Annotated in this window: 21 protein-coding genes and 5 pseudogenes; 11 read left to right on the top strand and 15 right to left on the bottom strand. The window is 33.5% G+C overall.

Going from position 1 to position 22,320, the window contains the following annotated elements:
• Nucleotides 1-47 precede the first annotated feature (47 nt).
• The gene (locus AAE962_RS06125) at nucleotides 48-1,700 is read left to right on the top strand and encodes an ankyrin repeat domain-containing protein (RefSeq protein ID WP_343288988.1); all 1,653 of its coding nucleotides are present in this window, start codon (nucleotides 48-50) and stop codon (nucleotides 1,698-1,700) included.
• Here AAE962_RS06125 and AAE962_RS06120 read toward each other — a convergent pair.
• From AAE962_RS06120 to AAE962_RS06110, 3 genes and pseudogenes are all read right to left on the bottom strand, one after another.
• Nucleotides 1,693-1,898 (bottom strand): annotated as a pseudogene (locus AAE962_RS06120) (transposase); the annotation flags it as partial. The gene AAE962_RS06125 and the pseudogene AAE962_RS06120 overlap by 8 nt on opposite strands.
• A 105-nt stretch (nucleotides 1,899-2,003) precedes the next feature.
• A complete protein-coding gene (locus AAE962_RS06115; protein WP_343288788.1) occupies nucleotides 2,004-2,315 on the bottom strand; it encodes an integrase core domain-containing protein in 312 nt (103 codons plus the stop codon).
• A gap of 320 nt (nucleotides 2,316-2,635) precedes the next feature.
• Nucleotides 2,636-2,878: a helix-turn-helix domain-containing protein gene (locus tag AAE962_RS06110; protein ID WP_343288789.1), complete on the bottom strand. Its 243-nt coding sequence runs from the start codon at nucleotides 2,876-2,878 to the stop codon at nucleotides 2,636-2,638.
• Nucleotides 2,879-3,124: 246 nt separating this feature from the next.
• Between AAE962_RS06110 and AAE962_RS06790 the strand changes: the two genes are divergently transcribed.
• The gene (locus tag AAE962_RS06790; protein ID WP_410543829.1) at nucleotides 3,125-3,409 is read left to right on the top strand and encodes a DUF2339 domain-containing protein; all 285 of its coding nucleotides are present in this window, start codon (nucleotides 3,125-3,127) and stop codon (nucleotides 3,407-3,409) included.
• Here AAE962_RS06790 and AAE962_RS06105 read toward each other — a convergent pair.
• Together AAE962_RS06105 and AAE962_RS06100 are read right to left on the bottom strand one after the other, a co-directional pair.
• Nucleotides 3,295-3,675, bottom strand: a pseudogene (locus tag AAE962_RS06105) (ankyrin repeat domain-containing protein); the annotation flags it as partial. The gene AAE962_RS06790 and the pseudogene AAE962_RS06105 overlap by 115 nt on opposite strands.
• Nucleotides 3,676-3,900: 225 nt before the next feature.
• Nucleotides 3,901-4,200, bottom strand: a pseudogene (locus tag AAE962_RS06100) (phage tail protein); the annotation flags it as partial.
• Between the two features lie 233 nt (nucleotides 4,201-4,433).
• Between AAE962_RS06100 and AAE962_RS06095 the strand changes: the two are divergent.
• Nucleotides 4,434-4,574: pseudogene (locus AAE962_RS06095) on the top strand (IS110 family transposase); the annotation flags it as partial.
• Between the two features lie 484 nt (nucleotides 4,575-5,058).
• Nucleotides 5,059-6,285 carry a CCA tRNA nucleotidyltransferase gene (locus AAE962_RS06090; protein WP_343288987.1) on the top strand — a complete coding sequence of 409 codons (1,227 nt, stop codon included), beginning with the start codon at nucleotides 5,059-5,061 and terminating at the stop codon, nucleotides 6,283-6,285.
• Here the strand turns inward: AAE962_RS06090 and AAE962_RS06085 are convergent.
• From AAE962_RS06085 to AAE962_RS06070, 4 genes are all read right to left on the bottom strand, one after another.
• The gene (locus tag AAE962_RS06085) at nucleotides 6,278-8,524 is read right to left on the bottom strand and encodes a hypothetical protein (RefSeq protein WP_343288986.1); all 2,247 of its coding nucleotides are present in this window, start codon (nucleotides 8,522-8,524) and stop codon (nucleotides 6,278-6,280) included. The genes AAE962_RS06090 and AAE962_RS06085 overlap by 8 nt on opposite strands.
• A 94-nt stretch (nucleotides 8,525-8,618) precedes the next feature.
• On the bottom strand, nucleotides 8,619-9,152 hold the full coding sequence (locus tag AAE962_RS06080) for an HK97 family phage prohead protease (protein ID WP_343288985.1): 534 nt from the start codon (nucleotides 9,150-9,152) through the stop codon (nucleotides 8,619-8,621).
• 361 nt (nucleotides 9,153-9,513) lie between these two features.
• Nucleotides 9,514-9,642: a hypothetical protein gene (locus AAE962_RS06075; protein ID WP_343288984.1), complete on the bottom strand. Its 129-nt coding sequence runs from the start codon at nucleotides 9,640-9,642 to the stop codon at nucleotides 9,514-9,516.
• 264 nt (nucleotides 9,643-9,906) lie between these two features.
• A complete protein-coding gene (locus AAE962_RS06070) occupies nucleotides 9,907-10,116 on the bottom strand; it encodes a hypothetical protein (RefSeq protein WP_343288983.1) in 210 nt (69 codons plus the stop codon).
• Nucleotides 10,117-10,416: 300 nt separating this feature from the next.
• On the opposite strand from AAE962_RS06070, the gene AAE962_RS06065 reads away from it, so the two are divergent.
• The 4 genes from AAE962_RS06065 (at nucleotide 10,417) to AAE962_RS06050 (ending at nucleotide 14,169) form a co-directional block, all read left to right on the top strand.
• Nucleotides 10,417-11,499 (top strand): type I glyceraldehyde-3-phosphate dehydrogenase, encoded by a 1,083-nt coding sequence (locus AAE962_RS06065; RefSeq protein WP_343288982.1) that lies wholly within the window; start codon nucleotides 10,417-10,419, stop codon nucleotides 11,497-11,499.
• A gap of 3 nt (nucleotides 11,500-11,502) precedes the next feature.
• Nucleotides 11,503-12,261 (top strand): twin-arginine translocase subunit TatC, encoded by a 759-nt coding sequence (gene tatC, locus AAE962_RS06060; RefSeq protein WP_343288981.1) that lies wholly within the window; start codon nucleotides 11,503-11,505, stop codon nucleotides 12,259-12,261.
• Between the two features lie 145 nt (nucleotides 12,262-12,406).
• The gene (locus tag AAE962_RS06055; RefSeq protein ID WP_343288980.1) at nucleotides 12,407-13,537 is read left to right on the top strand and encodes a magnesium transporter; all 1,131 of its coding nucleotides are present in this window, start codon (nucleotides 12,407-12,409) and stop codon (nucleotides 13,535-13,537) included.
• 320 nt (nucleotides 13,538-13,857) lie between these two features.
• Nucleotides 13,858-14,169: an integrase core domain-containing protein gene (locus AAE962_RS06050; protein WP_343288788.1), complete on the top strand. Its 312-nt coding sequence runs from the start codon at nucleotides 13,858-13,860 to the stop codon at nucleotides 14,167-14,169.
• A 119-nt stretch (nucleotides 14,170-14,288) separates the two neighbouring features.
• Here AAE962_RS06050 and AAE962_RS06045 read toward each other — a convergent pair.
• Nucleotides 14,289-14,886: pseudogene (locus tag AAE962_RS06045) on the bottom strand (IS5 family transposase); the annotation flags it as partial.
• Nucleotides 14,887-15,189: 303 nt separating this feature from the next.
• Between AAE962_RS06045 and AAE962_RS06040 the strand changes: the two are divergent.
• The 3 genes from AAE962_RS06040 to dxr all read left to right on the top strand — a co-directional run bounded on the left by AAE962_RS06040 (nucleotide 15,190) and on the right by dxr (nucleotide 17,525).
• Nucleotides 15,190-15,708, top strand: coding sequence for a hypothetical protein (locus AAE962_RS06040; RefSeq protein WP_343288979.1), 519 nt, complete (start codon nucleotides 15,190-15,192; stop codon nucleotides 15,706-15,708).
• A gap of 116 nt (nucleotides 15,709-15,824) precedes the next feature.
• On the top strand, nucleotides 15,825-16,319 hold the full coding sequence (locus tag AAE962_RS06035) for a hypothetical protein (protein ID WP_343288978.1): 495 nt from the start codon (nucleotides 15,825-15,827) through the stop codon (nucleotides 16,317-16,319).
• Between the two features lie 27 nt (nucleotides 16,320-16,346).
• Nucleotides 16,347-17,525: a 1-deoxy-D-xylulose-5-phosphate reductoisomerase gene (gene dxr / locus AAE962_RS06030; protein ID WP_343288977.1), complete on the top strand. Its 1,179-nt coding sequence runs from the start codon at nucleotides 16,347-16,349 to the stop codon at nucleotides 17,523-17,525.
• Between the two features lie 322 nt (nucleotides 17,526-17,847).
• On the opposite strand, the gene AAE962_RS06025 is transcribed toward dxr, so the two are convergent.
• The 5 genes from AAE962_RS06025 to AAE962_RS06005 form a co-directional block, all read right to left on the bottom strand.
• Complete coding sequence (locus AAE962_RS06025) at nucleotides 17,848-18,207, bottom strand: hypothetical protein (RefSeq protein ID WP_343288976.1); 360 nt, start codon at nucleotides 18,205-18,207, stop codon at nucleotides 17,848-17,850.
• Between the two features lie 117 nt (nucleotides 18,208-18,324).
• Nucleotides 18,325-18,702 carry a hypothetical protein gene (locus tag AAE962_RS06020; protein ID WP_343288975.1) on the bottom strand — a complete coding sequence of 126 codons (378 nt, stop codon included), beginning with the start codon at nucleotides 18,700-18,702 and terminating at the stop codon, nucleotides 18,325-18,327.
• A gap of 74 nt (nucleotides 18,703-18,776) precedes the next feature.
• Nucleotides 18,777-19,535: a phosphate ABC transporter ATP-binding protein PstB gene (gene pstB, locus AAE962_RS06015; RefSeq protein ID WP_343288974.1), complete on the bottom strand. Its 759-nt coding sequence runs from the start codon at nucleotides 19,533-19,535 to the stop codon at nucleotides 18,777-18,779.
• A complete protein-coding gene (dapB, locus tag AAE962_RS06010) occupies nucleotides 19,532-20,326 on the bottom strand; it encodes a 4-hydroxy-tetrahydrodipicolinate reductase (RefSeq protein WP_343289592.1) in 795 nt (264 codons plus the stop codon). Before dapB ends, pstB begins: the two co-directional genes overlap by 4 nt.
• Before the next feature lie 208 nt (nucleotides 20,327-20,534).
• Nucleotides 20,535-22,226, bottom strand: a complete 1,692-nt coding sequence (locus tag AAE962_RS06005) for a hypothetical protein (RefSeq protein ID WP_343289591.1) — start codon at nucleotides 22,224-22,226, stop codon at nucleotides 20,535-20,537.
• Between the last annotated feature and the right edge of the window lie 94 nt (nucleotides 22,227-22,320).

The following is a 22,320-nucleotide window of genomic DNA, read 5'->3' as shown; positions in this document are numbered from 1 at the left end:
ATGGGTTAAGTCATTATCTGTCCTATGTAGATGAAGATTATATAAAATTGCATCCAGAATATAAATCGACTTTAGCACATGAAATTGCTCACTCTCTTAATTACTATAATCGGCAAAAGCATGTTATAGATATGATAACAAGAGGTAATCATACAGAACATGATGAGGTCTATGCTTTTGACTGGGAAGTAGGAAAAGAAATATTTTTCCTCTTAAAGGAAAGAGAAAGTGGATATGATGGAAGATTATCTACTGCTGTGCAAAGTGGAGATATTAGTAAAGTTACAGATCTTCTGAATAGTGATACAAACATCAATGCTAAAGATAATGTTGGTCAGACGCCTTTGCACAAGGCTACTGATGAGAGTATAGCTAGGCTTCTTATAGAGAGGGGTGCTGACATTAATGTTAAAGATAATAGTGGTAAGACACCTTTTGAAATAGCATTAGAACATCATAACATAGAAGTAGCAAATTTTCTGGCAAATGCAAAAGACAAGTATGGTAAGACAATGTTACACTATGCTGCTGAAGATAATAATTTAAATTTGGTTACACTTCTTATAAATAACGGTGCTAATATTGAGGCTAAAGGTGATAGAAATGTTACACCTCTGTATTGTTCTGCTAGGGATGGTTATTTAGAAATAGCAAGATTTCTTCTTGATAAGAGTGCTGATGCTAATGCTAGAGCAGGTATTAAAGTTACTGCACATGATTGGACACCTTTACATACTGCAGCTGCTCATGGTAAGTTGGATGTAGTTAAGCTCATTATTGATAAGAGAGATGATATTGATGTTAGAGGAGCCTTATCCGTAGTAGGCAAATTTAGTAAAAAAGACAGTGTAGAGATACGAAACCTTCTGGAGGGAAGAATAAGGAGAAATGAAGAAAACATGCAACATCTTAATCTTGTAAGGCGTAAACGTCATCAACACTCACAAGAGGAAGACAGCTCTCTATCAATAGGTGTACATAATCACCTTAGTATTGCAAAAGAAAATGAAGATTCATTGAAAAATGATGAAATAGGAGTTACAAGTAGTGCTACTCGAACGTCTTCATGGATAAATGATTTATTTGGTTGGGTAAAAAGCTCTATAGGTGGGTTATTAGATTCCAACCCAAGCACTACAACTAAAAGCCCAATCTCACAAGTTGATGTAATAATGGATGTAAATAGTACAATAATGTTACTTGATGTATTGGTTAGAAAGGTTACGGGTCAAAAGTATATTTCTACACTAGATCAGTCTATATCACTGTTAGAAGCACAGGGATATGCACTCAATATTACAAAGAGATTTGAGAAGTTAGTAGAGCAAGCTGGATTAAAGAGTGGTGTGTCAATGCATCGATTAAATATTGATTATATGGGAATGCATAGAGAGATTACTAGAAAAGTCATGAGTGGTAAGTTTACCGAGATTTCAGGGATTTTGAACTCATATGTAGAGAAGGCGTGTCCTGGTAGAGAAGCAGGGTATCCTGGTAAATTAAATTCGAAAAAGTTTAACAAGTTTATGCTAGAATTTAATAGCAGGTTAAGTGTAGTACTAAATCAATCAATATACCAGATCTTGGACAAAGGAAATGATAAGTTAGGTTTAGAAGAACAGCAAGTGAGATTAGAGCCTCAAAGTTATTTGAATAACACTTTTATTCAGGGCCATTTGAATCGGGATAAGGTTAAATAAATTTCTTAATCTCATCTACCGAAAGGCCACTGTTTTCAGAGATGACATCAATAGAGACACCGGCCTTGAGTGAGTTTTTGACCACACTATTTTAGCTTTCATTTCACCTTTTTCTTCGTTGATGAGGATGCCTTCATGTTTAGCATCATCGAGTTTTTGAGAAAGGACAGCCTGTTCATCACGAATACGCTTTATCTGTGTGATTCATAGAGGTTATTACAATTGACTTGTCAGATTGAGTCTGAACTAGTTGGCTTGTTAAGAGATTTGCATTTTTGAAGTGATTGTAGTTTCTGATTGTGTTTACAATTTTGCATGACAAACGACTCTTTTGATAAGATATAGTTTTTCACTTAAGCAAGGAATCGTATTTTCCAGTTCCTTATATTTTTCCCAAGGAGTTTTTCCTTGAAGAGCGCTATGAGGGCGGTGTTTATTATAATACTCTTCCCAATCCCTAAGTTTAATTTGCAATTCAGAGCTCTTGATGGTAACGATACTGTAAAACTCATCTAAGTCTGTACGCTGTGCTCTTTCCACTTTACCATTTAAGTGTGGAGAAAACGGCTTAATAGGACGAAATTTAATTTTCCATTCCTTCAAACATTCTTGCACCTCATAAGCAAAAAATTCTTGCCCTCTATCAGTTTGAATCCTTTGGCAATGGAAAGGTATTCTTTCTCTTAGTTGTTTTAGGAAATCTAAAGTGTTTTTTGAAGTACTTCTTGAATATAATGCAACAATTTTATAACGTATCTATAGCAGTATATTGATAAAGCCCTGACGATATTTTGCACACATCCATCTGCACACGCTCTCCAGGTACTTTACAGTTATAACGCTTGACATGTTTGCGATAATGACGTTTAACATGCAGAAGACTTACACTATGTTTTTTGAAAATTTTGTGTATAGTAGCCAATGACAAGGATAAATCATATAGACGTCTTAACTCGGTTTCTTGCCCCTAGCTTTCTAGTTTGTCTTAGATGAAGAATAAGCTGCTCATCTGATTCATTGATCTTTTGCAAAGGTGAAGTTTTAGGCTTACTACTGAGATCTACTAATCCTTTTTCACCTAACTCTTCATAACGTTTGTACCATTTACGTAAGGTAAAACGTGAAATACCATAATGCTCTTTCCTGCATGACCCAACTTTTTGTATAGTTTTATCCAACTCAGACGTAGTTTAACCCTAGATTAACTAATTTATCCTTTGCAATTGTAATAAGGTCTATAAACTACTGCAAATCCAAATTTCTATTTGACCTTATATTCTTATTGTAATAACATCTATGAATCACACAATTTAAGAATCAGAGCAATCTACTCAATCTAAAAAGCAATCGAACTTTGAGCGACATTTTGGAATTCGCTTGCCTGTGTGGATAGGTGCTATCGCTTTAGCGCTTGCTGGCTTTTTATGGTTAAGTATTCTATTGAAATAGGGCTACTTGGGCCAAATGTACGTATTATTCTAGGTCTGATATTTGGCATTAGTTTACTTTATGCTACAAATTGGGTGCATACTAGGCCTAAGTTTGCTAACGGTATGCGAATTGTGCAGGCACTATCTGGTGCAGGTATTGCTGATTTATACATTTGCATCTTTGCATCTCCTGCCTTTACTAGATCTTTTATTATTTCAACTCCTGCTCCTCCTATCTTGCATGCAGAGTGCAGTGGCGTACATCCGGTGACATATTGAGTGGCATTTACTTCTGCTCCTTCCCTTAGTAGGACTTTTACATTTTCTAAACTTTTTGCGAATACTGCACAGTGTAGTGGTGTATAACCATTTTTATCTCTTGCATTAACCTCTGCCCCTTTTTTTATTAATAACCTCACTGTTTTGTAATCAGAGATTTCTACTGCTTGATGTAATATCGTCTCTCCTTCTTCATTTTTTTTGTTAATATTTTTAAATCCATTACTTGATACTTCTTTAAAAAACTTACTCTTGCTAAAACTCATTTCATACCTCACAAAATTAGCTTTTCTAGCGCCAGATAAATTTCTTATATTTACCTGCTGCTATTCAAAGCATGTCTTTTTTAGCATGAGAAAGCAAGTCCTTTTCTTTTTATTTCATACATTTTAACCTATTATCAATATAATACATGAGGATCTAAATATAAGTACTTAACTTATTAGAGATATTATTTGACTATCTTTCCAACTTCTGTGCAAATGTCGATGTTAGTGCCATTTCAGTACTCCTGGATAAAACACTAAAATGTGATTTTCTAATTCGTGTATTGAGTCTTTCTGCTCTAAATCATTTTTAGAGTAAATGTTGTGTTCTGCTAAAACATATTTTGTGATCTTTTGATCAGTATAATTTTCTACTTTGTAATCATGGGTAACGCTAAACCTTTCTAAAATTGGTTTGTGTTTTAAATTCCAACGTTGCCCTGAAATCTTATCGTTTTCCAATACAAATTTATTTCCTCTTTCCTCTATACTACTAACTGAAAAGCACGAATTTATTTCTCCTAATCTTCAACTATTGTAAGTTAAAAATATGATATAAAGAAGATAAGAGGGAAGATAGTCCTATCTTTATAAGAAAATAGTGCTATCACGGGCGTGTGCGACTGACCAACTATTGGTATTATAACCGTTCGGATCAAGGTACACTAGCCCATCTCTCGATATGTTTGAATAGTTGTGTGGGACATAAATATGCACCCGTTTACAATCTTAAATCAATTAAAAATATCGAAGTTATTATGATTACGTCTTATCAAAATTTTATTGGCATTGACATCGGAAAATTTAAAAATGTTGTTGCAGTTCACAAACATAAAAGCGCTGTCGAATTTGACAATGATACTTCTGATTGGCAACAAATGTTTCAAAAATTTTCAGATACAAATGCAATTGCCTACTTGATGCCTTGCCATCGTGTAATCTGCCGTTGGGGAGTAGAACGCAAAAATTGCTTATGAAGCGCTACCTTATAAGGCATAATATCGATTAATCTTTTCTTTAATTTATTTTTCCAACCTTTCAATCATTATCTTTAATCAATTATATTTTTCCATTTTATAGATTAAAAAATTTAGCTTATCCTTTTCAAATAACATTAACATGACTTACCTTTTTTTGGGTCTAGGAACTTTCTGGAAATTGTCTTCTTGAATTCTATAGTACTTTGTTTAACATTGGCGCATGATTCTGGAATCTAGCTTTTTATCAGAAACGTTGTATTACTTTTATACTTATAAGTTTCTAGGCACTGGGTTTGTTGTAGACTTACTTTTACTTTACCCCCTTATTTTACCACTCTCCTTCCTATATATTTTTATATGAGGCTTTTTGCAAACATTTTGCATTTTGTGTAACATGATGTATATGAAAATTGATCATGAAGTTAGTATAATTATTGAGGCAATAGAGAAATTTGGTGGTGAGGCAAGGCTTGTTGGTGGATGTGTTAGAGATTCAATTTTGCAGCGTGAAATTCACGACATTGATCTTGCTACTAATCTGCTACCTGATGAAACAGTTAAAGCGCTCAAGCTTTGCAAGATAAAGACTATTCCAACTGGTCTGAAACATGGAACTATTACTGCAATTTTACACAATAGGTCCTTTGAGATTACAACGCTAAGGCATGATGTAAAGTGTGACGGTAGACATGCGAAGGTAGAGTTTACTAATGATTGGCAAGATGATGCTTCAAGGCGCGATTTTACATTTAATGCTCTTTATGCAGATAAGCATGGCCATATATACGACTACTTTGGTGGCATTAAGGACTTAAAAGAACGAAAGTTAAACTTTATAGGTAACGCTGAAGATAGGATTAAGGAAGACTATCTACGTATTTTAAGAGCGTTTCGTTTTCATGCTAAAATATGCATAGGAGATTTACGTGGTGAAATATTTGATGTGTGCAAAAAGCATTCGCACATGATTCAAAACCTCTCTGGAGAGAGAATAAGAGAAGAAATATTTAAATTACTGGAGTGTGATAATCCTGCTACAACACTTAAGAGCATGCAAAAATCTGATGTTTTACAAAAAATTATTCCAAAAGAAGTAAAATGCGAAATTTTATCTTCACCACTTCTTATCAACACTAAACCTCCTACAAAACCCTCATCGTATGGCCGTACGCCTTTCCTAGATTCAAGTTTGGATGCACTAACAAAATTAGCGTTGCTTCTTAGGACTGCCGAAGATAGAGTTAGTCTTGGAGAAGAAGTGAGCAAGTTTTTACGTCTTTCAAATAAGCAAAAGAAAAAGCTATTATTTTTATTATCAAACGATATCAAAACAGAGCTTTCAGAAAAAGAACAAAAGAAATACATATCTTTATTTGGTAAGGAATTATATTGTGACTTAATGAAGATTTGTGGTATTGAGTCTGGAATAAATGTTGATGAGTATATTTCATTTGCTAAGATGTTTAACATTCCAAAATTTCCTTTATCTGGTGATGATTTAATAACTATAGGTCATCAACCAGGGAAAAATTTAGGTAGAAACTTGGAATTGCTACGACAACACTGGGAAGACAGCTCCTACACTTTAACAAAAGAGGAGCTGATACTTTATGCTAAAAGTTTTATCTAGACCTTGCTTCTTGCTTCACACTTACCGGAGTGCTATTAGTGTGACTCATGGAAGAGTTAGGTGTGTATTCTTTTTTAGCTTTATCTGTTAATTCATATTCATTGTTTTCTTTTGAAGTTTGAACGCACATTCCCTGATCTGGAGATAAAAATTTATCTCGTATGCTTGATGCTAGTTGTAATCCTTGAATCTTATCTGAAAAACATTTCATTTCAGCTTCCGTTAACTTCTGCACAACAAATTTTTTGACTGAATCATTATTGCTATTATTTTTGTGAGCTAAAAAGTCTGTGAAAGAATGTATTACTGCTTTACTATCTTCTTCATTTAAATATAACCCTTTTGCACACTCTTTAACAAAAAATACCTGTTCGATAGAATGCTTTTTACCAACTTTTTCAACAACTGTGTTAACCTTAATTTCTATAATCGCTCTTCCATATTTCATCAAATTACTTTTCAATAACTCAAGTAATTTATCACTTTCAAATTTACCATCACCTTGATTTGATAGAGACTTTATAGTTTCCTTAAGCACGTTATGGCAAAAGTGTTTTTCTTTAGATTCAGGAAAACTTTTTTTCAACTTTGTATTTTGATCAGATAAAAATTTATCGAGACTGTCATTCCCACGAAGCTTAGATAAATTATTTGAAAATTTTGACTTCACAGAACCAGAAGTAGAGAAAATACTCTTTGTATCTGCTTTAGTTTTTTTATTAATATCTTCTGGCTTTTTACTAGCGTCTTTTTGCTTGTTTTGTAACTTTTGTTGTCTACCTTCAGGTTTTGATGTCACACTTTGATTAGGTATTTCTTTACTATTTCTAATAGAAACTGTTGTAACATTTTCTGTTTTTTTTGCACTTGGATGTTCAACTTGTTTTTGTAACTTTTTATTCTCCCCTTGTGAAGACTCTAATTTTTTCTCCAAATCTGCCTTTTGTTTTTCTATTTCAGCTCTATTTTTTTCTAATGTCTGTACTTTGTCTTTCAATTCGTTAACTTCACCTTCTAATTCTTTTTTCTCTTTTTTAGTAGCATTTATTTTACTAATTGAATCACTTTTGTCTTTCTCTAATTGTTGTTTAAGAACCTCTAATTCAGCATCTTTTTTCTTAGCTTTTTCTTTCAATTCGTTAACTTCATCTTCTAATTCTTTTTTCTTTATTTCAGCAGCATGTAGTTTACTACTTAAATCTTGTAATTGATTTGTTAGATCAGTATTTTTTTGCACTAATTGTTGCTGAGCACTTTCCAATTCTTTTCTAAATTCAGCATTTTTTTTCTCAGCTTGCTCTAATTCTGCTTGTTTCTCCTCAAGTTGATTTTCTAATTGCTTTATTTGAGTATCAGATTCGTTTTTTAACTCACTAACTTTACTCTTAAGTTCTGTATTTTGCTCTAGTAGGATTGTATTCTCTCTCTTCACAGTTTCATCCATGTCTTTATTTTTATCAATAAGTGAAGTAATTAAAGTGTTTTTCTCTTCTATTTCTTTCTCTTTTGCAAATATAGTTTGCTTTTGTTCGTTATTTTTAGTCTCCATTTCCTTTTTCTCTTGTTCTAATGATTTATTTAATTGCGTTAAACTGCCTATTTTTAAGTCTTTTTCTTCTAACCTTACTGAGAGCATTTCTGTTTTATTTGCAAATTCTTTGCTGCACTCAATTAATTCTTTCTGCAAATGTAATATCTCCTCAGACTTTTTCTTCAACTGTGCTAAAAATTCTTCTCCTCTTTTTTGTGCAATTTCTTCCAATTCTCTATAGTTCTTTTCCAGTCCTTTAATTATGGAGTTTAATTGTTCTTTTTCCTCTTTTAAAACATTACTCTCTAATTCTAAGTCTTTAATCTGCTGTGCTTGATTATTACAGAGCCCAATAAACGCTTCGAGTGCCTGACTTACACCTTCCAGTTGCTCCTTTAATTCTTTATTCTTATCCTCTAATTCCTTTTTTCCTTTAAATTCTGAACTAGCTTGGAAATTTTTACCCTCTATTTTATCATATTGAGTCTTCGTAGTTTTATTTTTACTCATTATCTCAGTCTGAAATCCACTATCCACAATAACCTTATTGTGGTGTAGAATATTCTCTGACCATTTATTCCATCTCTCTGGCAATATTCGTCCAATTGTTTTTAGATATAGCCAAGCAAGCACAGTGGATAAGCTATATTTTTTTTCCTTTTGTTTAATACTAGGTTCGTAATTAACCTCATTGTTATCATTCATCATAAAATGACCTAATTTTCAAAGTATTGAAGTTATATATATTAATATTATTAAATAATAATATTAATGTTAAATTGTGTGAAAATTTTTATAAATTTTAAGTAGAAATACACATGTTTGTAAGCACAGAATTTGCTTTTTCTATTGCTCTTGCTAACATTTCTTGTTCATTGTAATGATTCTTCACATTGATTACCTGAGCTGACAAATTTGCAGGAAAAGTGACTAAACTAACTTCCCATAGCTCCACTTGTTTTAACACTCGAGCTCCGCTTTCATGATCAACATCATACTCTATTGGTATATAGCCAATCGAAAGCCCGTTAATAGTTCCAGTTTTTAGCATTAAATATGCTTCCTCTGATTTTTGAATACCAAAAAGCAAATGTGCAGTTATATATAGGCCAATATCATTTTGGCAAATATCTGTAATATTACCTATAGGCTCACTTGGGTTGTGCTGCCAAAGAAGTTTTATCTGACTTTTATTTAAGTTGTTCTTAAATGCTCCAGGCAATATCAGATCATTTTGCTTATCAACTATATTAAAAACGCTCGCATAGCCAGAAAATACTCCGTTTTCTTCTATGCTTTTTATTGACAATGGTGAATAGAGAAATTTCTTATTCATAAGTCCTCCTTGTAAATTATGGTATTGGGTTTGCCAGCCCTCTGAGCCAGCTTAAAATGTCGTACAGATTGTTTTCCTATATCTCAGGATGAGTATAAGGGACTACAATATAATTCTATTGTATGCAGTGCTTTGAAAATTGGGAAGTACTTTTTTAGTTATAAAATTTGTCATTTTATATACATAAGGGTAGGGTTTGTTGCACATTGGGTTGTTCAACAGCAGCGTTTTCTAGATTTGTAGAAACAGCTTCGTTTGTAGAATTTTTCCTAGAAGGAAGCCAAATCCCAAAGAAACAGCGGCTATAAAACCATTCATTAATGACTCTGTCCATGTTTCTCCCTCGTATTCTTGATAGATTTTATAATATATCATTATTGGCTTCATTAGGGTTTAAATTTCTTTCCAACTCTTCTGATGTTTTCTTCCCAGCATCTTGGGATTTTGTTGATGAACTTTTCTGTAAGTTTTCTAATTCTTGTGCGTCCATCAAAACCTCACTATTAAAGCTTAAGTACAAATTATACAGCACTATAATTGTTTAGTCAAGGTAAATACTAGTATATTAAGTAAATATTTACTATATTAATATGGTTGCTTAAATTAACAACTAATTGTTTGGGGGAATAAAAAGATTGTGTTTTGTAGGTGATTTGCGTAGCGGAAGGTGTTACTCCAGTTTTACAACACCCGGGGTAATGATAAAGAAGGAAATAGGGAAAGTTACTTATAATAGTTTGAAGCTATTACAAGTTTATATGCTCTGTCCTTGAATATTTGTTTGTTCAATAGTAGTACTTTCCAAATTTTGTAAAGATTTAAATTCTTCTTGAATATCCAGTATGTCTTCTATTACTTGCTGATCCTCATCTCTTTCTTCTAATTGAAATGCTGCTGCCTCTTGAGGTGCTTCTAGCAGTTTTTTTATATTTCTGTGCGCAGTTTCTCTGTTATTGATTTCCACTTTAGCATTACTAGCATTTCATTTTGCAGCACTGACATTTTCTGTAGTGTTTTCACTTTTTCTGACAGCCCTTTATTTTCTTTTTACAATGCTTCTATTTTTCTTTGCTGATACTGATTATCTGAATTTGTCATTGGTAATCCATGCATAACCTACTCCAAGTTAAAATTTAGACATTATTAATTAAGTGATACAGTTTCTTTAGTCAATCAATATATTATAACATTAGGATTAACAACTAAAAGAATAGAATGAAATATCAGGCAATATCCTCTATAATTAAACTTTTAAGATGGAAAAATGACAATTCGTGTAGGAATTAATGGTCTTGGTAGAATAGGCAGAAGTGTATTGCGTGCTATTTTTGAAGTAGAAAACTATAGCGAGCAAATAGAAGTTGTGGCGGTAAATGGGTCGCTCAGTGCTGAGCAGCATGCACATTTGATTAAATATGACTCTGTTCATGGCAAATTTAACGGCGATATTGATTTTAACGAGTCTGAAAATTGGCTATCTATAAATAGCAGGAAATTTTCTTTATATAGAGAACGTAGCCCTGAAAATATTCCTTGGAATGTTGATGTAGTACTTGAATGCACTGGTGCATTCAACAAGCGTGCGGAAGCAGCAAAGCATAATGCAGAGAGAGTAATTGTCTCTGCTCCAGTTTCAGATGCTGACGTAACTATAGTTTACGGCGTAAATAACGATATGCTAAAAAAGGATCATACAGTGATCTCAGCAGGTTCTTGTACTACAAACTGTCTGGCTCCGATTGTACACATTTTACACTACAATTTAGGTATAAAAAGCGGTTTTATGACCACTATACATGCCTATACGAATGATCAAAATATTCTTGATGGCAACCATAGAGACTTACGAAGGGCAAGAGCTTGTGGCCTTTCTATGGTGCCAACTACAACTGGAGCAGCAAAAACAATTGGTTCTGTTATTCCTGAGTTAAAAGGAAAGCTAGATGGTACTGCCATTAGAGTTCCAGTTAGCAACGTTTCTATGGTTGATTTTAAATTTACGACTGATAAGAAGGTAACAGCTGGAGAAATAAATGAAATGTTTAAGGATGCAGCTCTCTCCTCTACGTCATTCCAGCGCGTGACGCTGGAATCTAATTTCTGGATCCCAGTGTCAGCTACTCGGATGACATCAGAGAGTACTAGGATGACAGAGGGTTATCCAATGTCAAATGTACTTTCTGTATGCACGGAACCTCTAGTTTCAATAGACTTTGTCCATAACCCTTATAGTGCAATTGTGGATTTAGCTGGTACATATGTCACAGGCGATATCTGTAGAGTTGCAGCGTGGTACGACAATGAATGGGCTTTTTCACTGAGAATGTTAGACATAGCGCTATTGTAAAGTATGAAAGAAAATTCACAAAAATATGCTTCATTTTATGAGCACTTTGCGGAACTCAGAAAAAGAGTTATTTTTTGCTTTCTATTTTTTTGTGTTGCTTTCGGTTTTTGCTACTATTTTAAAGAAAATATATACCGCTTTTTACTTGCACCTTTAATAGAAGTTACAAAAGATACCAATGATTTTTCTCTAATCTATACAGATTTAACAGAAGCGTTTTTTGTATATCTCAGGGTTGCAATAATGAGTGCACTGTTGTTTTCTTTTCCTGTGCTTGCATGGCAATTCTACATATTTCTAGCACCTGGCTTATATAAAAGAGAAAGGGCAGTGTTATTGCCATATTTAATTGCAACGCCAGTTTTGTTTATAACAGGAGCTGCCGTAGTTTATTATTACATATTTCCCTTAGCTTGGAAATTTTTTATTGCTTTTGAACATAGCGGTAAATCTTTCGGTATACCGATAGAGTTTATGCCTTCAGTTAGTGAATATTTAGACATTGTTCTTCAATTCATGTTTGCGTTTGGTACTGCATTTCAAATTCCAGTCATACTAACCTTAATGGTGAGAGTAGGGCTAATCACTGCACAAAGTTTGTCAAATAAACGGAGAATTGCGATAGTGGTAATTTTCATTATTGCTGCAATCTTAACTCCACCTGATGTACTAAGCCAAGTAGGGCTTGCAATTCCAATGTTGGTATTATATGAGCTGTCTATTCTGATATGTAGATATATTGAGAAGAAAGCAAAGTATTAGTTTTCGAAAAAAAGATGAATACTCGAGCTTCTCTTCTTCTTTCTTGTTTTAGTGTTTTTGTTACAGAGTATCTTGTTAATTTATTGACTTTTTTATTTAAATATATAATAATTAAAGTATATTATTTTTAATAGGAGAATTTTATATGCCAAGGTATGAGAAGTTAAACGAAACACAAAAAAGATTATATGATAAGTTACAGACTTCGATGAAAGAAGGTGAGAATATTATTGATCTTCTTACAAGATTTTCAAAAGAGGATTTGCTGAAAATTCTTACTACTGTGAAATGTATAGAGTTTGAAGATGGTGAAGAACATACTCTAACACCGCTTGCCTATGCTATAAATCTTAAGAACTCGTTAAATAGTCAGAGATATATTACAAATATTCTAAGTGTAGCTAAAGAGAAAGATATATTAGAAGAAGTTCTTACTACTGCGAATATAAAGATCAAGCTCTCAAATGGTCAAGAATATACTTCAACACCACTTGTCCATGCTATTATTCTTAATAAACAGAGAGGCATTCAAGCTATCCTAAATGTAGCTAAAAGAAATAGTATATTAGAAAAAGTTCTTACTACTGCGAATATAAAGATCAGGCTTTCAGATGATCAAGAACATACTCTAACACCGCTTAGCTGTGCTATAAATCTTACTAATCAGGAAGTTAGTCAGAAAAGTATTAAAGCTATTATAGATGTAGCTCAAGATAATGATATGTTAGAAAAAGTTTTCGCTAATGTAAGAAAAGATCATCTTAACAAAGTGAAGGAGATTTTAAAAATACTAAAAAATCAAGAGCAAGATGAAGAGCAAAAAGCTAAAATTGATGGTTGGCTAAAAATACTTGCAAAGAGCATATCTAGTTGTGAAAGTAAAGATGATCCTGACAAAATTGAAATGCACGATGGAGTTGAGGAGATATGTAAAAAGCAAGAGCAAGAGGATTGGAAAGTAACCCTTGAAAGGATCGTGCCTAATCACGAAAATAAAGACAGGTGTGAAATATTTAATGGGATTTTTAGCGAGGAGACTTTTAAAGTACCATCAGGTAAAGTATCATCATATCCACAGCAAGTTGCTGATATGTTGACATTAATTCAAAAGAACGTACCTGATTACGAAAGTAATGAACAGTCTTCAATGGCTGAAAGCAGCGTTCCTAAAACTTCACCTTTGCAAAAGATCAATGAATCAGATGAGCAGCTTATTCTTCATCTAAGACAAACTAGAAAGCTAGGGGCAAGAAACCGAGTTAAGACGTCTATATGATTTATCCTTGTCATTGGCTACTATACACAAAATTTTCAAAAAACATAGTGTAAGTCTTCTGCATGTTAAACGTCATTATCGCAAACATGTCAAGCGTTATAACTGTAAAGTACCTGGAGAGCGTGTGCAGATGGATGTGTGCAAAATATCGTCAGGGCTTTATCAATATACTGCTATAGATACGTTATAAAATTGTTGCATTATATTCAAGAAGTACTTCAAAAAACACTTTAGATTTCCTAAAACAACTAAGAGAAAGAATACCTTTCCATTGCCAAAGGATTCAAACTGATAGAGGGCAAGAATTTTTTGCTTATGAGGTGCAAGAATGTTTGAAGGAATGGAAAATTAAATTTCGTCCTATTAAGCCGTTTTCTCCACACTTAAATGGTAAAGTGGAAAGAGCACAGCGTACAGACTTAGATGAGTTTTACAGTATCGTTACCATCAAGAGCTCTGAATTGCAAATTAAACTTAGGGATTGGGAAGAGTATTATAATAAACACCGCCCTCATAGCGCTCTTCAAGGAAAAACTCCTTGGGAAAAATATAAGGAACTGGAAAATACGATTCCTTGCTTAAGTGAAAAACTATATCTTATCAAAAGAGTCGTTTGTCATGCAAAATTGTAAACACAATCAGAAACTACAATCACTTCAAAAATGCAAATCTCTTAACAAGCCAACTAGTTCAGACTCAATCTGACAAGTCAATTGTAATAACCTCTATGAATCACACACTTTATGACCTCAACAGTTGCACCAATAGTATCTTTTATTTGAGTTGCAAAATTTTCTCCAGTGTAGCCAGCATCAACTAGTATATTCTTAACTTCAGAGAGATTTTCTTTAGCATTTGCAACCATTTTTACAGCACTGCTACGGTCAGTTACTTCTGCCGTTGTTACATGGATTGCATGTGGCAAACCTTGTGTATCTACTGCAATATGACTCCTGAAATTCTTTTACCAGCATCATAACCCTTTTCTTCAGCAGTATCTGTGTTTTTAACACTTTGAGCATCGATTATACAGAAACTGGTTTTCTCTTTCCGACCATTGCCTTGTCGGACCTCTCCAACTAATTTTTTTAAGACTAGTTGCAGCAAACTTGATTATTCTCCATTTTTTTATTCCAGGTTTGAAAATAGTAGTATATGTTTTCCCACTTTGGAAAATCCTTTGGCAACATTCTCCATTGGCAGACACTTTTCAGGACGTATAGCACTCCACAAAACACATCATATAAGTCAAGTTTTCTTGGCCTTGTTTTCTTTCTGCTTCTTTCCAGTATTGGTCTGATTTTTTCAAATTTCTTTCTACTTATATCACTTGGATAACTTTTTTGCATATATATACCACACTCTTAATCTATACCTACTTTACCTCTTCTTCTAGAGATTTTAAACAGGTTCTAAGAAGAAATAGAAGCTGTCTTAAACCTCAAGTCATCACTTTGTTACTACAGCACATCATCGATGTTTTGGTATAGAGTAAATGCCTTTTTTCATTTAGTAAATTTCTTAAATATTTCTAGTTAAAAGAGCCTGTCAGTTATTTTTGGCATTTCATTCTTTAATATATTAATAATTATCTTGATTAAATATTAATTACAGTATATTATTTAACTATAATTAATTAATGGATAATGACTATGAATTTAGAACACTTACGACGAGAAGGGTTAGATAACAGATCGTTAGAATTAAAACAAAAGTTACAACAAAAGTTAAAACAAGATGTGTGTAAACCAATACTTGAAGTTGGATTATCAGTAGCTGCAACAGTGTTGTTTAACGAAATAAGTAAGGAATTTGGAGAATCATCTGTACCTAGTTTCATAATTGGAGCTGGAGTTGGTGCGTTATCAATGGCTTATGCAAGAAGAGCATCTTCTCATGTTTCTACAAATGTGGAAAATGTTGCCACTGAACAACCAAATATTCTAGGACCGAATACTATTCATGCTTCCACAAATGTGCAAAATGTTGTCATTCAGCAACTAAATATTCTAGGAACGTGTACTATTCATACTTCCACAAATGTGCAAAATGTTGTCATTCAACAACTAAATATTCTAGGATCGGATACTATTCGTGCTTCAACAAATATGCAAAATGTTGCCATTGAACAACCAAATATTCAAGTAAGGGATACTATACTTGCTGCCTAATTTTTAGAGTCATCAAAATAGCTGACACTCAGCTTTTTGATGACCCTCTTTTAAAATAATTGATATTTTACAGTGTTTTTGGTAAAATAATACCTTAAGGCTTAGAATAAAAGTTTATGAGTGAAGCACAAGGTCCAAATATTGCAGAATGGCAGGCACAGCAGCAACATCAGGAAGCTGCTAGTGATAAAAGTGGCTTCGGTCTTGGTCATAGTGATTCTATTTCAACAATTGTGGATGGAATGAAGTGGATGTTCAACTTTCATGAAGGAGCAATTGCTGCTTATAATAATGTGTTTGAAGGTTTGGTCAGTGGTAGCAGTCTAGTAACGTTATTTGGGAAATCAGGTAATATGTTTGGCATAAAATTTCTTGAAAGCCTTGCTGAATATTTTTCAGGTGGTGGTGGAGAAGATATGCCATCAGAAGGAATGGGTATGGACTATGGTGATGAGGGGCATCATCCTGATGATTATCCCCACTCTAACAATGAAATAGCTCAAAGTGCTGATGGTTTGCATGATATGCATGATGCAGGTGATCATCATGGCCAATCTTTTTCACCTGGTCCTTCACCATCTGTTGGTGATGATCATGAGCTTGTTTACTAAATAACTAAGAAGATTTTATTGTAATTAGTGAAAAAAGTTTCAGTTTTAGGATCAACAGGAAGCATTGGAAAAAAGACTGTAGATTTGCTCTCAAAGAGAAAGGAAGAATATCAGGTGGAAGCACTAAGTGCCAATTCTAACTTTGCTCTGCTAGCACAACAGGCAAAGCTACTTAATGCACAATATGTTGCTATTTCTGATGAAAGGTTTTACAAAGATTTAAAAGAAGATCTGCTTGGTACAAATGTCAAAGTAGAGTGGGGTGCTTCAGGTCTAGCAAATGTTGCTTCTCTAACTGTTGATCTCTCAGTTGTTGCAATAGTTGGCATCGCAGGCCTTGAGCCAGTTATAAAGGTTATAGAAAGCGGTACTAAAGTTATTGCTCTAGCAAACAAAGAGAGTATTGTTTGTGGTGGCAAGTTACTCCTTAAAAAAGCTAAAGAAAAGAGCGTACAAATAATTCCCATCGACTCTGAACACAACGCAATTTTTCAAGTTTTGCAAAATGATGATAAATGCGTAGAAAAGATTATACTCACTGCCTCTGGTGGACCATTTTTAAATTATAGCCTTGAACAATTAAGAAATATCACAGTAAATCAGGCACTAAGTCACCCTACTTGGAAAATGGGAAAGAAAATCTCAGTTGATAGTGCAACAATGATGAATAAGGCACTAGAAATAATAGAAGCACATCATTTGTTTAATATTAGCCCAAATAGAATTGAAGCAGTAGTGCACCCTGAATCGATAGTACATGGAATTGTCGTTTATCACGATGGATTCAGCTTTGCTGTGCTTGCAGAAACTGATATGGAAATTCCCATTGCATACGCTTTGTCTTGGCCAAAAAGATCAACTTTGAACTACAAGTTAGACTTAACAAAACAAAAAAAATTGACTTTTCAAGAACCAGACCACAAATGTTTTTCTTCACTAAAGCTAAGCACGGAAGTGTTAAATTCTTCTTCTCCACATACAAATAGTATTGTTTTGAACGCTGCAAATGAGATAGCTGTTAATGAATTCTTGAAATCACGAATCGGCTTTTTAGAAGTAGTAGAGGTAGTAAAATCAACAATAGAAAACTTTGACAAGTACTCTGATATTAACTCACTATCTGACATAATAAGTGTAGATTTTGAAAGCCGTATTATTGCTAACAAAATTATTGAAAATAAAGGTATCCGTTCAGCAGAGTGGTAAAATAAGGTAGACGAGAAAAGACAACTAAATGGTCAAGTAGACCAATTTCATACTCCTGTCATCTCAGTACCTTGCCTTTTTGTCATCCTAGTAGCTGACAACGTGATCCAGATTTCCATAATGTCATCCTAGTAGCTGGCACTGGTATTAAGAAAAGCAGCTAGTTTCAGCTACTCGAATTACAAGACTAGAAAGAAATGGGTGTCATCCCAGTGCTTGACACTGGGATCTAGAAAAATTTACAAAGCTTATGCTAAATTCAATGAGATTAAATGAAAACCAGCATCAAGTGCTGGAATAACACCTTACCTGAACAGATAAATCACTTAGCATGTTCGAAATCAACCTGAGAGAAATTTACATCGTTAAGAACTGTATTTGCTCTATACAGACAACCACACCCTATTGAAAAAAAAAGCAACGAAGTTACAGCAAGTGGAACTGGGTTATAAATTGCGAAACATAGACCAGCAGCAAGTACTCCAGATAACAAAAAAGCACAAGCATAATTAGTTTGTTTCCTTTTTTGAGCGACTGCTTCTATCTTTAGGAATTCTGGTTCTATTATTTCCTTAACATGTTCTGCAATACAATCTCTTGGACTTTTGTTTTCATAGTTTTGAATATTAGGTTTGATATTTGGATGTGTAAGTAATATTTTTATCATGTTTACATTTCCCAAATTGCAAGCAATGTGTAGAGCTGTATTTTTTTCCTTCTTGCCGGTCTTAATTTCCTCCTCTGCACGAGCATAACCTTGAGGTACAAATTCTTCATTAACAGGTTGTAAATTGTCAAGTTATACACAACCCCTTTTACCCTGATCTACTACTTCTCTATCCTCAAATTCGTACACTGGATAACCATCATTTTCCTTTGGTTTTCTCTCAATAACAGCTTGCTTGCTTTTAATATTTACATCAATTTTTTTATGCTCTACAAGCAACTTAGCCATAAGTTCTAAATATTGATGTTCCTCGTTATTACTAGTAACAAAAGCTGAAGCAATGCACATCAAAGGTGTCATTCCATCTTCAAAAGCGTTAACATTCGCTCCTTCTTTCAATGCTTGTTGAAAATGATTCCAAGCTTCCTTAGGTGCTATGTTTTCATTACTAACATTTTGAAATTCAATAGCTTTAAACAACTTTCTTGTTTCCTCATTTGTACAAAGCATTTTATCCTCCTGTAATTAAAACTTTGATAAATTATACATAGAAAAAATTAAAATATCAACTGTTGACTATAAGGCTAATGATCCAGGATATACTCCTTCGTTAAAGGAGACTGAGCATTTTCAAAGATTTCTTGAGTACTTCCGAATTCAACAATCTTGCCATTGCAAAAGAAAACTATGCTGTCAGCTAATTTTTTAGCTTGCTTCATCGAATGAGTTACCATAATTATGGTGAACCTCAATTTCAATTCTTGTATAAGATTTTCGATTGCATTGGTTGCCATTGGATCAAGAGCAGAGCATGGTTCATCCATTAATAAAATAGTTGGCTTTACTGCAATTGCACGAGCAATGCATAATCTTTGTTGCTGGCCACCGGATAAATTTAGTGCACTATCTTGCAATCTATCTTTCAACTCTTCCCATAAACCAACCTTAGTTAAACTACTCTCTACTATTTCATCTAATTTTTGCTTATTTTTCACCATGCCATGCAATTTAGGCCCATAAGCAACATTATCATATATTGATTTTGGAAAAGGATTGGGTTTTTGAAATACCATACCAACTTTTGCTCTGAGCAATACAACATCCATATCACGTGAATATATATTACCCAGTCCATCGATTGCCAGCTCACCGGTCGCTTTACATCCATGTACGTAATCATTCATACGATTAAAACAACGCAAGAATGTCGATTTACCGCACCCAGACGGTCCGATAAAAGTTGTGACTTTCTTTTTGCAAATATTCAAATTTATATCGAATAAAACTTGTTTAGAGCCATACCAAAGATTTAAATTTTTAACGAAAGCGTATTTATCGTTCATACTAAATCCTGCATTGAATAAAGTCCTGGTATTTCCTTTTTATTCTCGCACAACCATATTGCTGCTTGAACCGCCCCTCTAGCAAACGTTGTGCGATCAATTGCTTTGTGATTTAATTCTACTCGTTCATCGGAATTGACAAACATGACACTGTGATCTCCTATTACTCCACCTCCACGAGATACTGCAAAGCCTATTCCTCCTTTCCCTCTTATATTTGAATTATTATGTGCATATTGATTGAGCTCAAAATCCACTTTTGCAGCGTTAGCAACTGCTTTACCAAACTCTATAGCTGTTCCAGATGGTGAATCCTTTTTTAAATTGTGATGCATTTCCCAAATCTCGACGTCATAATCATTACCTAAAAGCTTGGCAGCTTCTTTTACCAATTTCAGCAACACATTAACTCCAAAACTCATATTTGCTGACCATAATATTGGAACTTCAGCAGCATATTCTTTTAAATTTAGACCTTCTATTCCAGTTGTGCCACTAATTAGAGGTTTTTTAAATTTCACGGCTGCCTTAAGGCATTCTAGCATACATTCTTTAGTTGTAAAATCTATTACAATATCGGACGATTCAAATACCTCACTAATAGAACTTGTAACTTTGATTCCTAAATTGCAATTATTGCCTACAATAGGCCCAATATCTAAGCCTATATACTCACTGCCCAAGCGAGCAACAGCACCTGCTATTTCCACTTTGGTATTTGTAATTAATTCATTTAGTATTTTCTTGCCCATTCTGCCTAAGCAGCCTATTACTCCAACTCTGATTTTCATAAAGCTTATATTAGGCCTTTTTTCGAGCTTTGTCATTTTTATAAGCTTAGCATATTTAGCCTTACACTGATAAACTATAGATATACATCGATGAATCTATTGAAAATTGATACGAGGAAGATACAAATTGTAATTAGTCAATTTTATCCTATGGAGAAAACTTATAAAGAAAAAGAGCACCAAAGGAGTTGCTCTTTTGTGAAATTAACTAGCAAGAACAATTATTACTCGCAAGCTTTTCTTCAACTATTAATCGCATAAGTAACGAATTTGGTACTACTTCATCGCAAAGCAATCTTCTTATTTCTGAGCCTCTTGCTTTTGATAAGTAGTTAGATAATTCTTGAGAAAATTCCAATTTTGCTTCTTCTGGAATAAACAATGCATCATGAAAATCACCATATAATTCCTCTTCTGCATCATAAAACTCCTCTTGTTCATTATCCTCATTATCAACCTCTTGCTGTATTATCTTGTTACTAGCATCAGTATTATGCTCATCTTTTTCTTTATGTGCATTAACTAATAGAGATTTATTATAGTTAGCCAGACTAGTAGTTTCTGAGCTTGGTACGCCACGCGCTTTAAAACTTTCAATAGAATCTATTACAACAAATGTTGACCCCTTCTTGAAGCCCAAGAACTTTTTCATTTGCGCTACCTGACAAAGTTCGCGTTTATCTTTTTGTATCATATTAATAATTAGAGATACGGAACCATCATCGTTATCTCTTTTACTAAAATTAATGTTAAAATCATTTTTATTGCAGTGTATTTTTATACGATATTTACCCTCCTTTTTTGGATGATTATAATCCTCTAGATTTTGTTTAATATCATCTGCAAGACGTAGTTCTAAGTTTCCGTTAAAAATGTTGATAGTAGAAGATTCTCTTGTTACTGCCAATGATATTAGTTGATCAATAGTTGTATTGTTCACCATTTGTTGTGCCATACTAGTGGGTGTTTCAACTCCAAACGGCTGATTAGATATACTATCTACTTTAACATTTGTTGTACCAATTCCCAATCCTAACATTTTTTTCACATGCTCAATATCGTCTTGCACTAATATTTTATCGCTATCGATATACTTCCCATCTTCGTTCTTCTCTATTATCGATTCTACAATTAAATGTTTAGCAAACTCAGGAAAATTAACACTCCTCCCAGTAATGCAATATTCTCTTTTATTATACTTTAGATATACAAGAAACTTAGGATGATATGCGTCCTTGGTTAAACTACTTTTATAATCCTTAATGTTTATACACTCTTCCAAATTTAACCAAAAGTTATTCCCTTCAAATTCAAGCTCACCTAATACTGATGTTTTTTTTGTTTTTAATGGCTTGTAATTTATCTTATCCACTTTAACGAACTCTTTGTTTTTACCTAAGCCTAATACACGTATCATTTCTAATGGATTACTTAATACAGAACCTTCATCACTTTGTTTCTTTACTGAAGTTATTGACACAGACTTCCTCTCAACACCTATATTTTTCTGTGAGCGATAAGGGCCGGTAATATGAAAATCTCCACTGTCACATCTTACAAATGCATGAAATTCATCATATTGACATGGATTCTTATATTTCTCTTCAAGGATTTTATAATTTTTATTTATCATAGTTAATAGTAGTTCATCATCGATAACTTCAAGACAAACTTTGGGTCTATCTATCTGCTTTGTCAGTATTAATTGATTACCATCTAGAGTTTTTGGCAACGTATTATTTTTATCATCTAAAGGTCTCTTTGGTGATGTATTTTTTGGATCAGCATTTGCTTTACTGCTAAATAACCAATTCCAGCCTGATGAAACTTTTTTTGCAATCCACGAGATTCCTGTATGATCAGCAATCCGCTTAAAAAAGGTTTTTATTTTTTTTAATATAGTTTATTCCTTAAGTTAATAATTTAATTATTACATATAAAGTTTAATTTGTCAATTTTCCCTATGGAGAAAACTTATAAAGAAAAAAAGAGCA

Origin of the sequence: Wolbachia endosymbiont of Encarsia formosa, from assembly GCF_039540065.1 — a bacterium.
Classification (GTDB): domain Bacteria; phylum Pseudomonadota; class Alphaproteobacteria; order Rickettsiales; family Anaplasmataceae; genus Wolbachia.
Note: the sequence above shows the minus strand (reverse complement) of the source record. Positions and strands in the feature narration are given on the sequence as shown.

What these genes read in the sequence shown, in the direction of transcription:
- dapB (WP_343289592.1), bottom strand. Translation starts at nt 20,326, where the DNA reads ATGAAAATCAGAGTTGGAGTAATAGGCTGCTTAGGCAGAATGGGCAAG.
- AAE962_RS06035 (WP_343288978.1), top strand. Translation starts at nt 15,825, where the DNA reads ATGAGTGAAGCACAAGGTCCAAATATTGCAGAATGGCAGGCACAGCAG.
- AAE962_RS06090 (WP_343288987.1), top strand. Translation starts at nt 5,059, where the DNA reads ATGAAAATTGATCATGAAGTTAGTATAATTATTGAGGCAATAGAGAAA.
- tatC (WP_343288981.1), top strand. Translation starts at nt 11,503, where the DNA reads ATGAAAGAAAATTCACAAAAATATGCTTCATTTTATGAGCACTTTGCG.
- AAE962_RS06080 (WP_343288985.1), bottom strand. Translation starts at nt 9,152, where the DNA reads ATGAATAAGAAATTTCTCTATTCACCATTGTCAATAAAAAGCATAGAA.
- AAE962_RS06790 (WP_410543829.1), top strand. Translation starts at nt 3,125, where the DNA reads ATGGTTAAGTATTCTATTGAAATAGGGCTACTTGGGCCAAATGTACGT.
- AAE962_RS06085 (WP_343288986.1), bottom strand. Translation starts at nt 8,524, where the DNA reads ATGATGAATGATAACAATGAGGTTAATTACGAACCTAGTATTAAACAA.
- AAE962_RS06020 (WP_343288975.1), bottom strand. Translation starts at nt 18,702, where the DNA reads ATGCTTTGTACAAATGAGGAAACAAGAAAGTTGTTTAAAGCTATTGAA.
- AAE962_RS06075 (WP_343288984.1), bottom strand. Translation starts at nt 9,642, where the DNA reads ATGGACGCACAAGAATTAGAAAACTTACAGAAAAGTTCATCAACAAAA.
- AAE962_RS06065 (WP_343288982.1), top strand. Translation starts at nt 10,417, where the DNA reads ATGACAATTCGTGTAGGAATTAATGGTCTTGGTAGAATAGGCAGAAGT.
- pstB (WP_343288974.1), bottom strand. Translation starts at nt 19,535, where the DNA reads ATGAACGATAAATACGCTTTCGTTAAAAATTTAAATCTTTGGTATGGC.
- AAE962_RS06040 (WP_343288979.1), top strand. Translation starts at nt 15,190, where the DNA reads ATGAATTTAGAACACTTACGACGAGAAGGGTTAGATAACAGATCGTTA.
- AAE962_RS06055 (WP_343288980.1), top strand. Translation starts at nt 12,407, where the DNA reads ATGCCAAGGTATGAGAAGTTAAACGAAACACAAAAAAGATTATATGAT.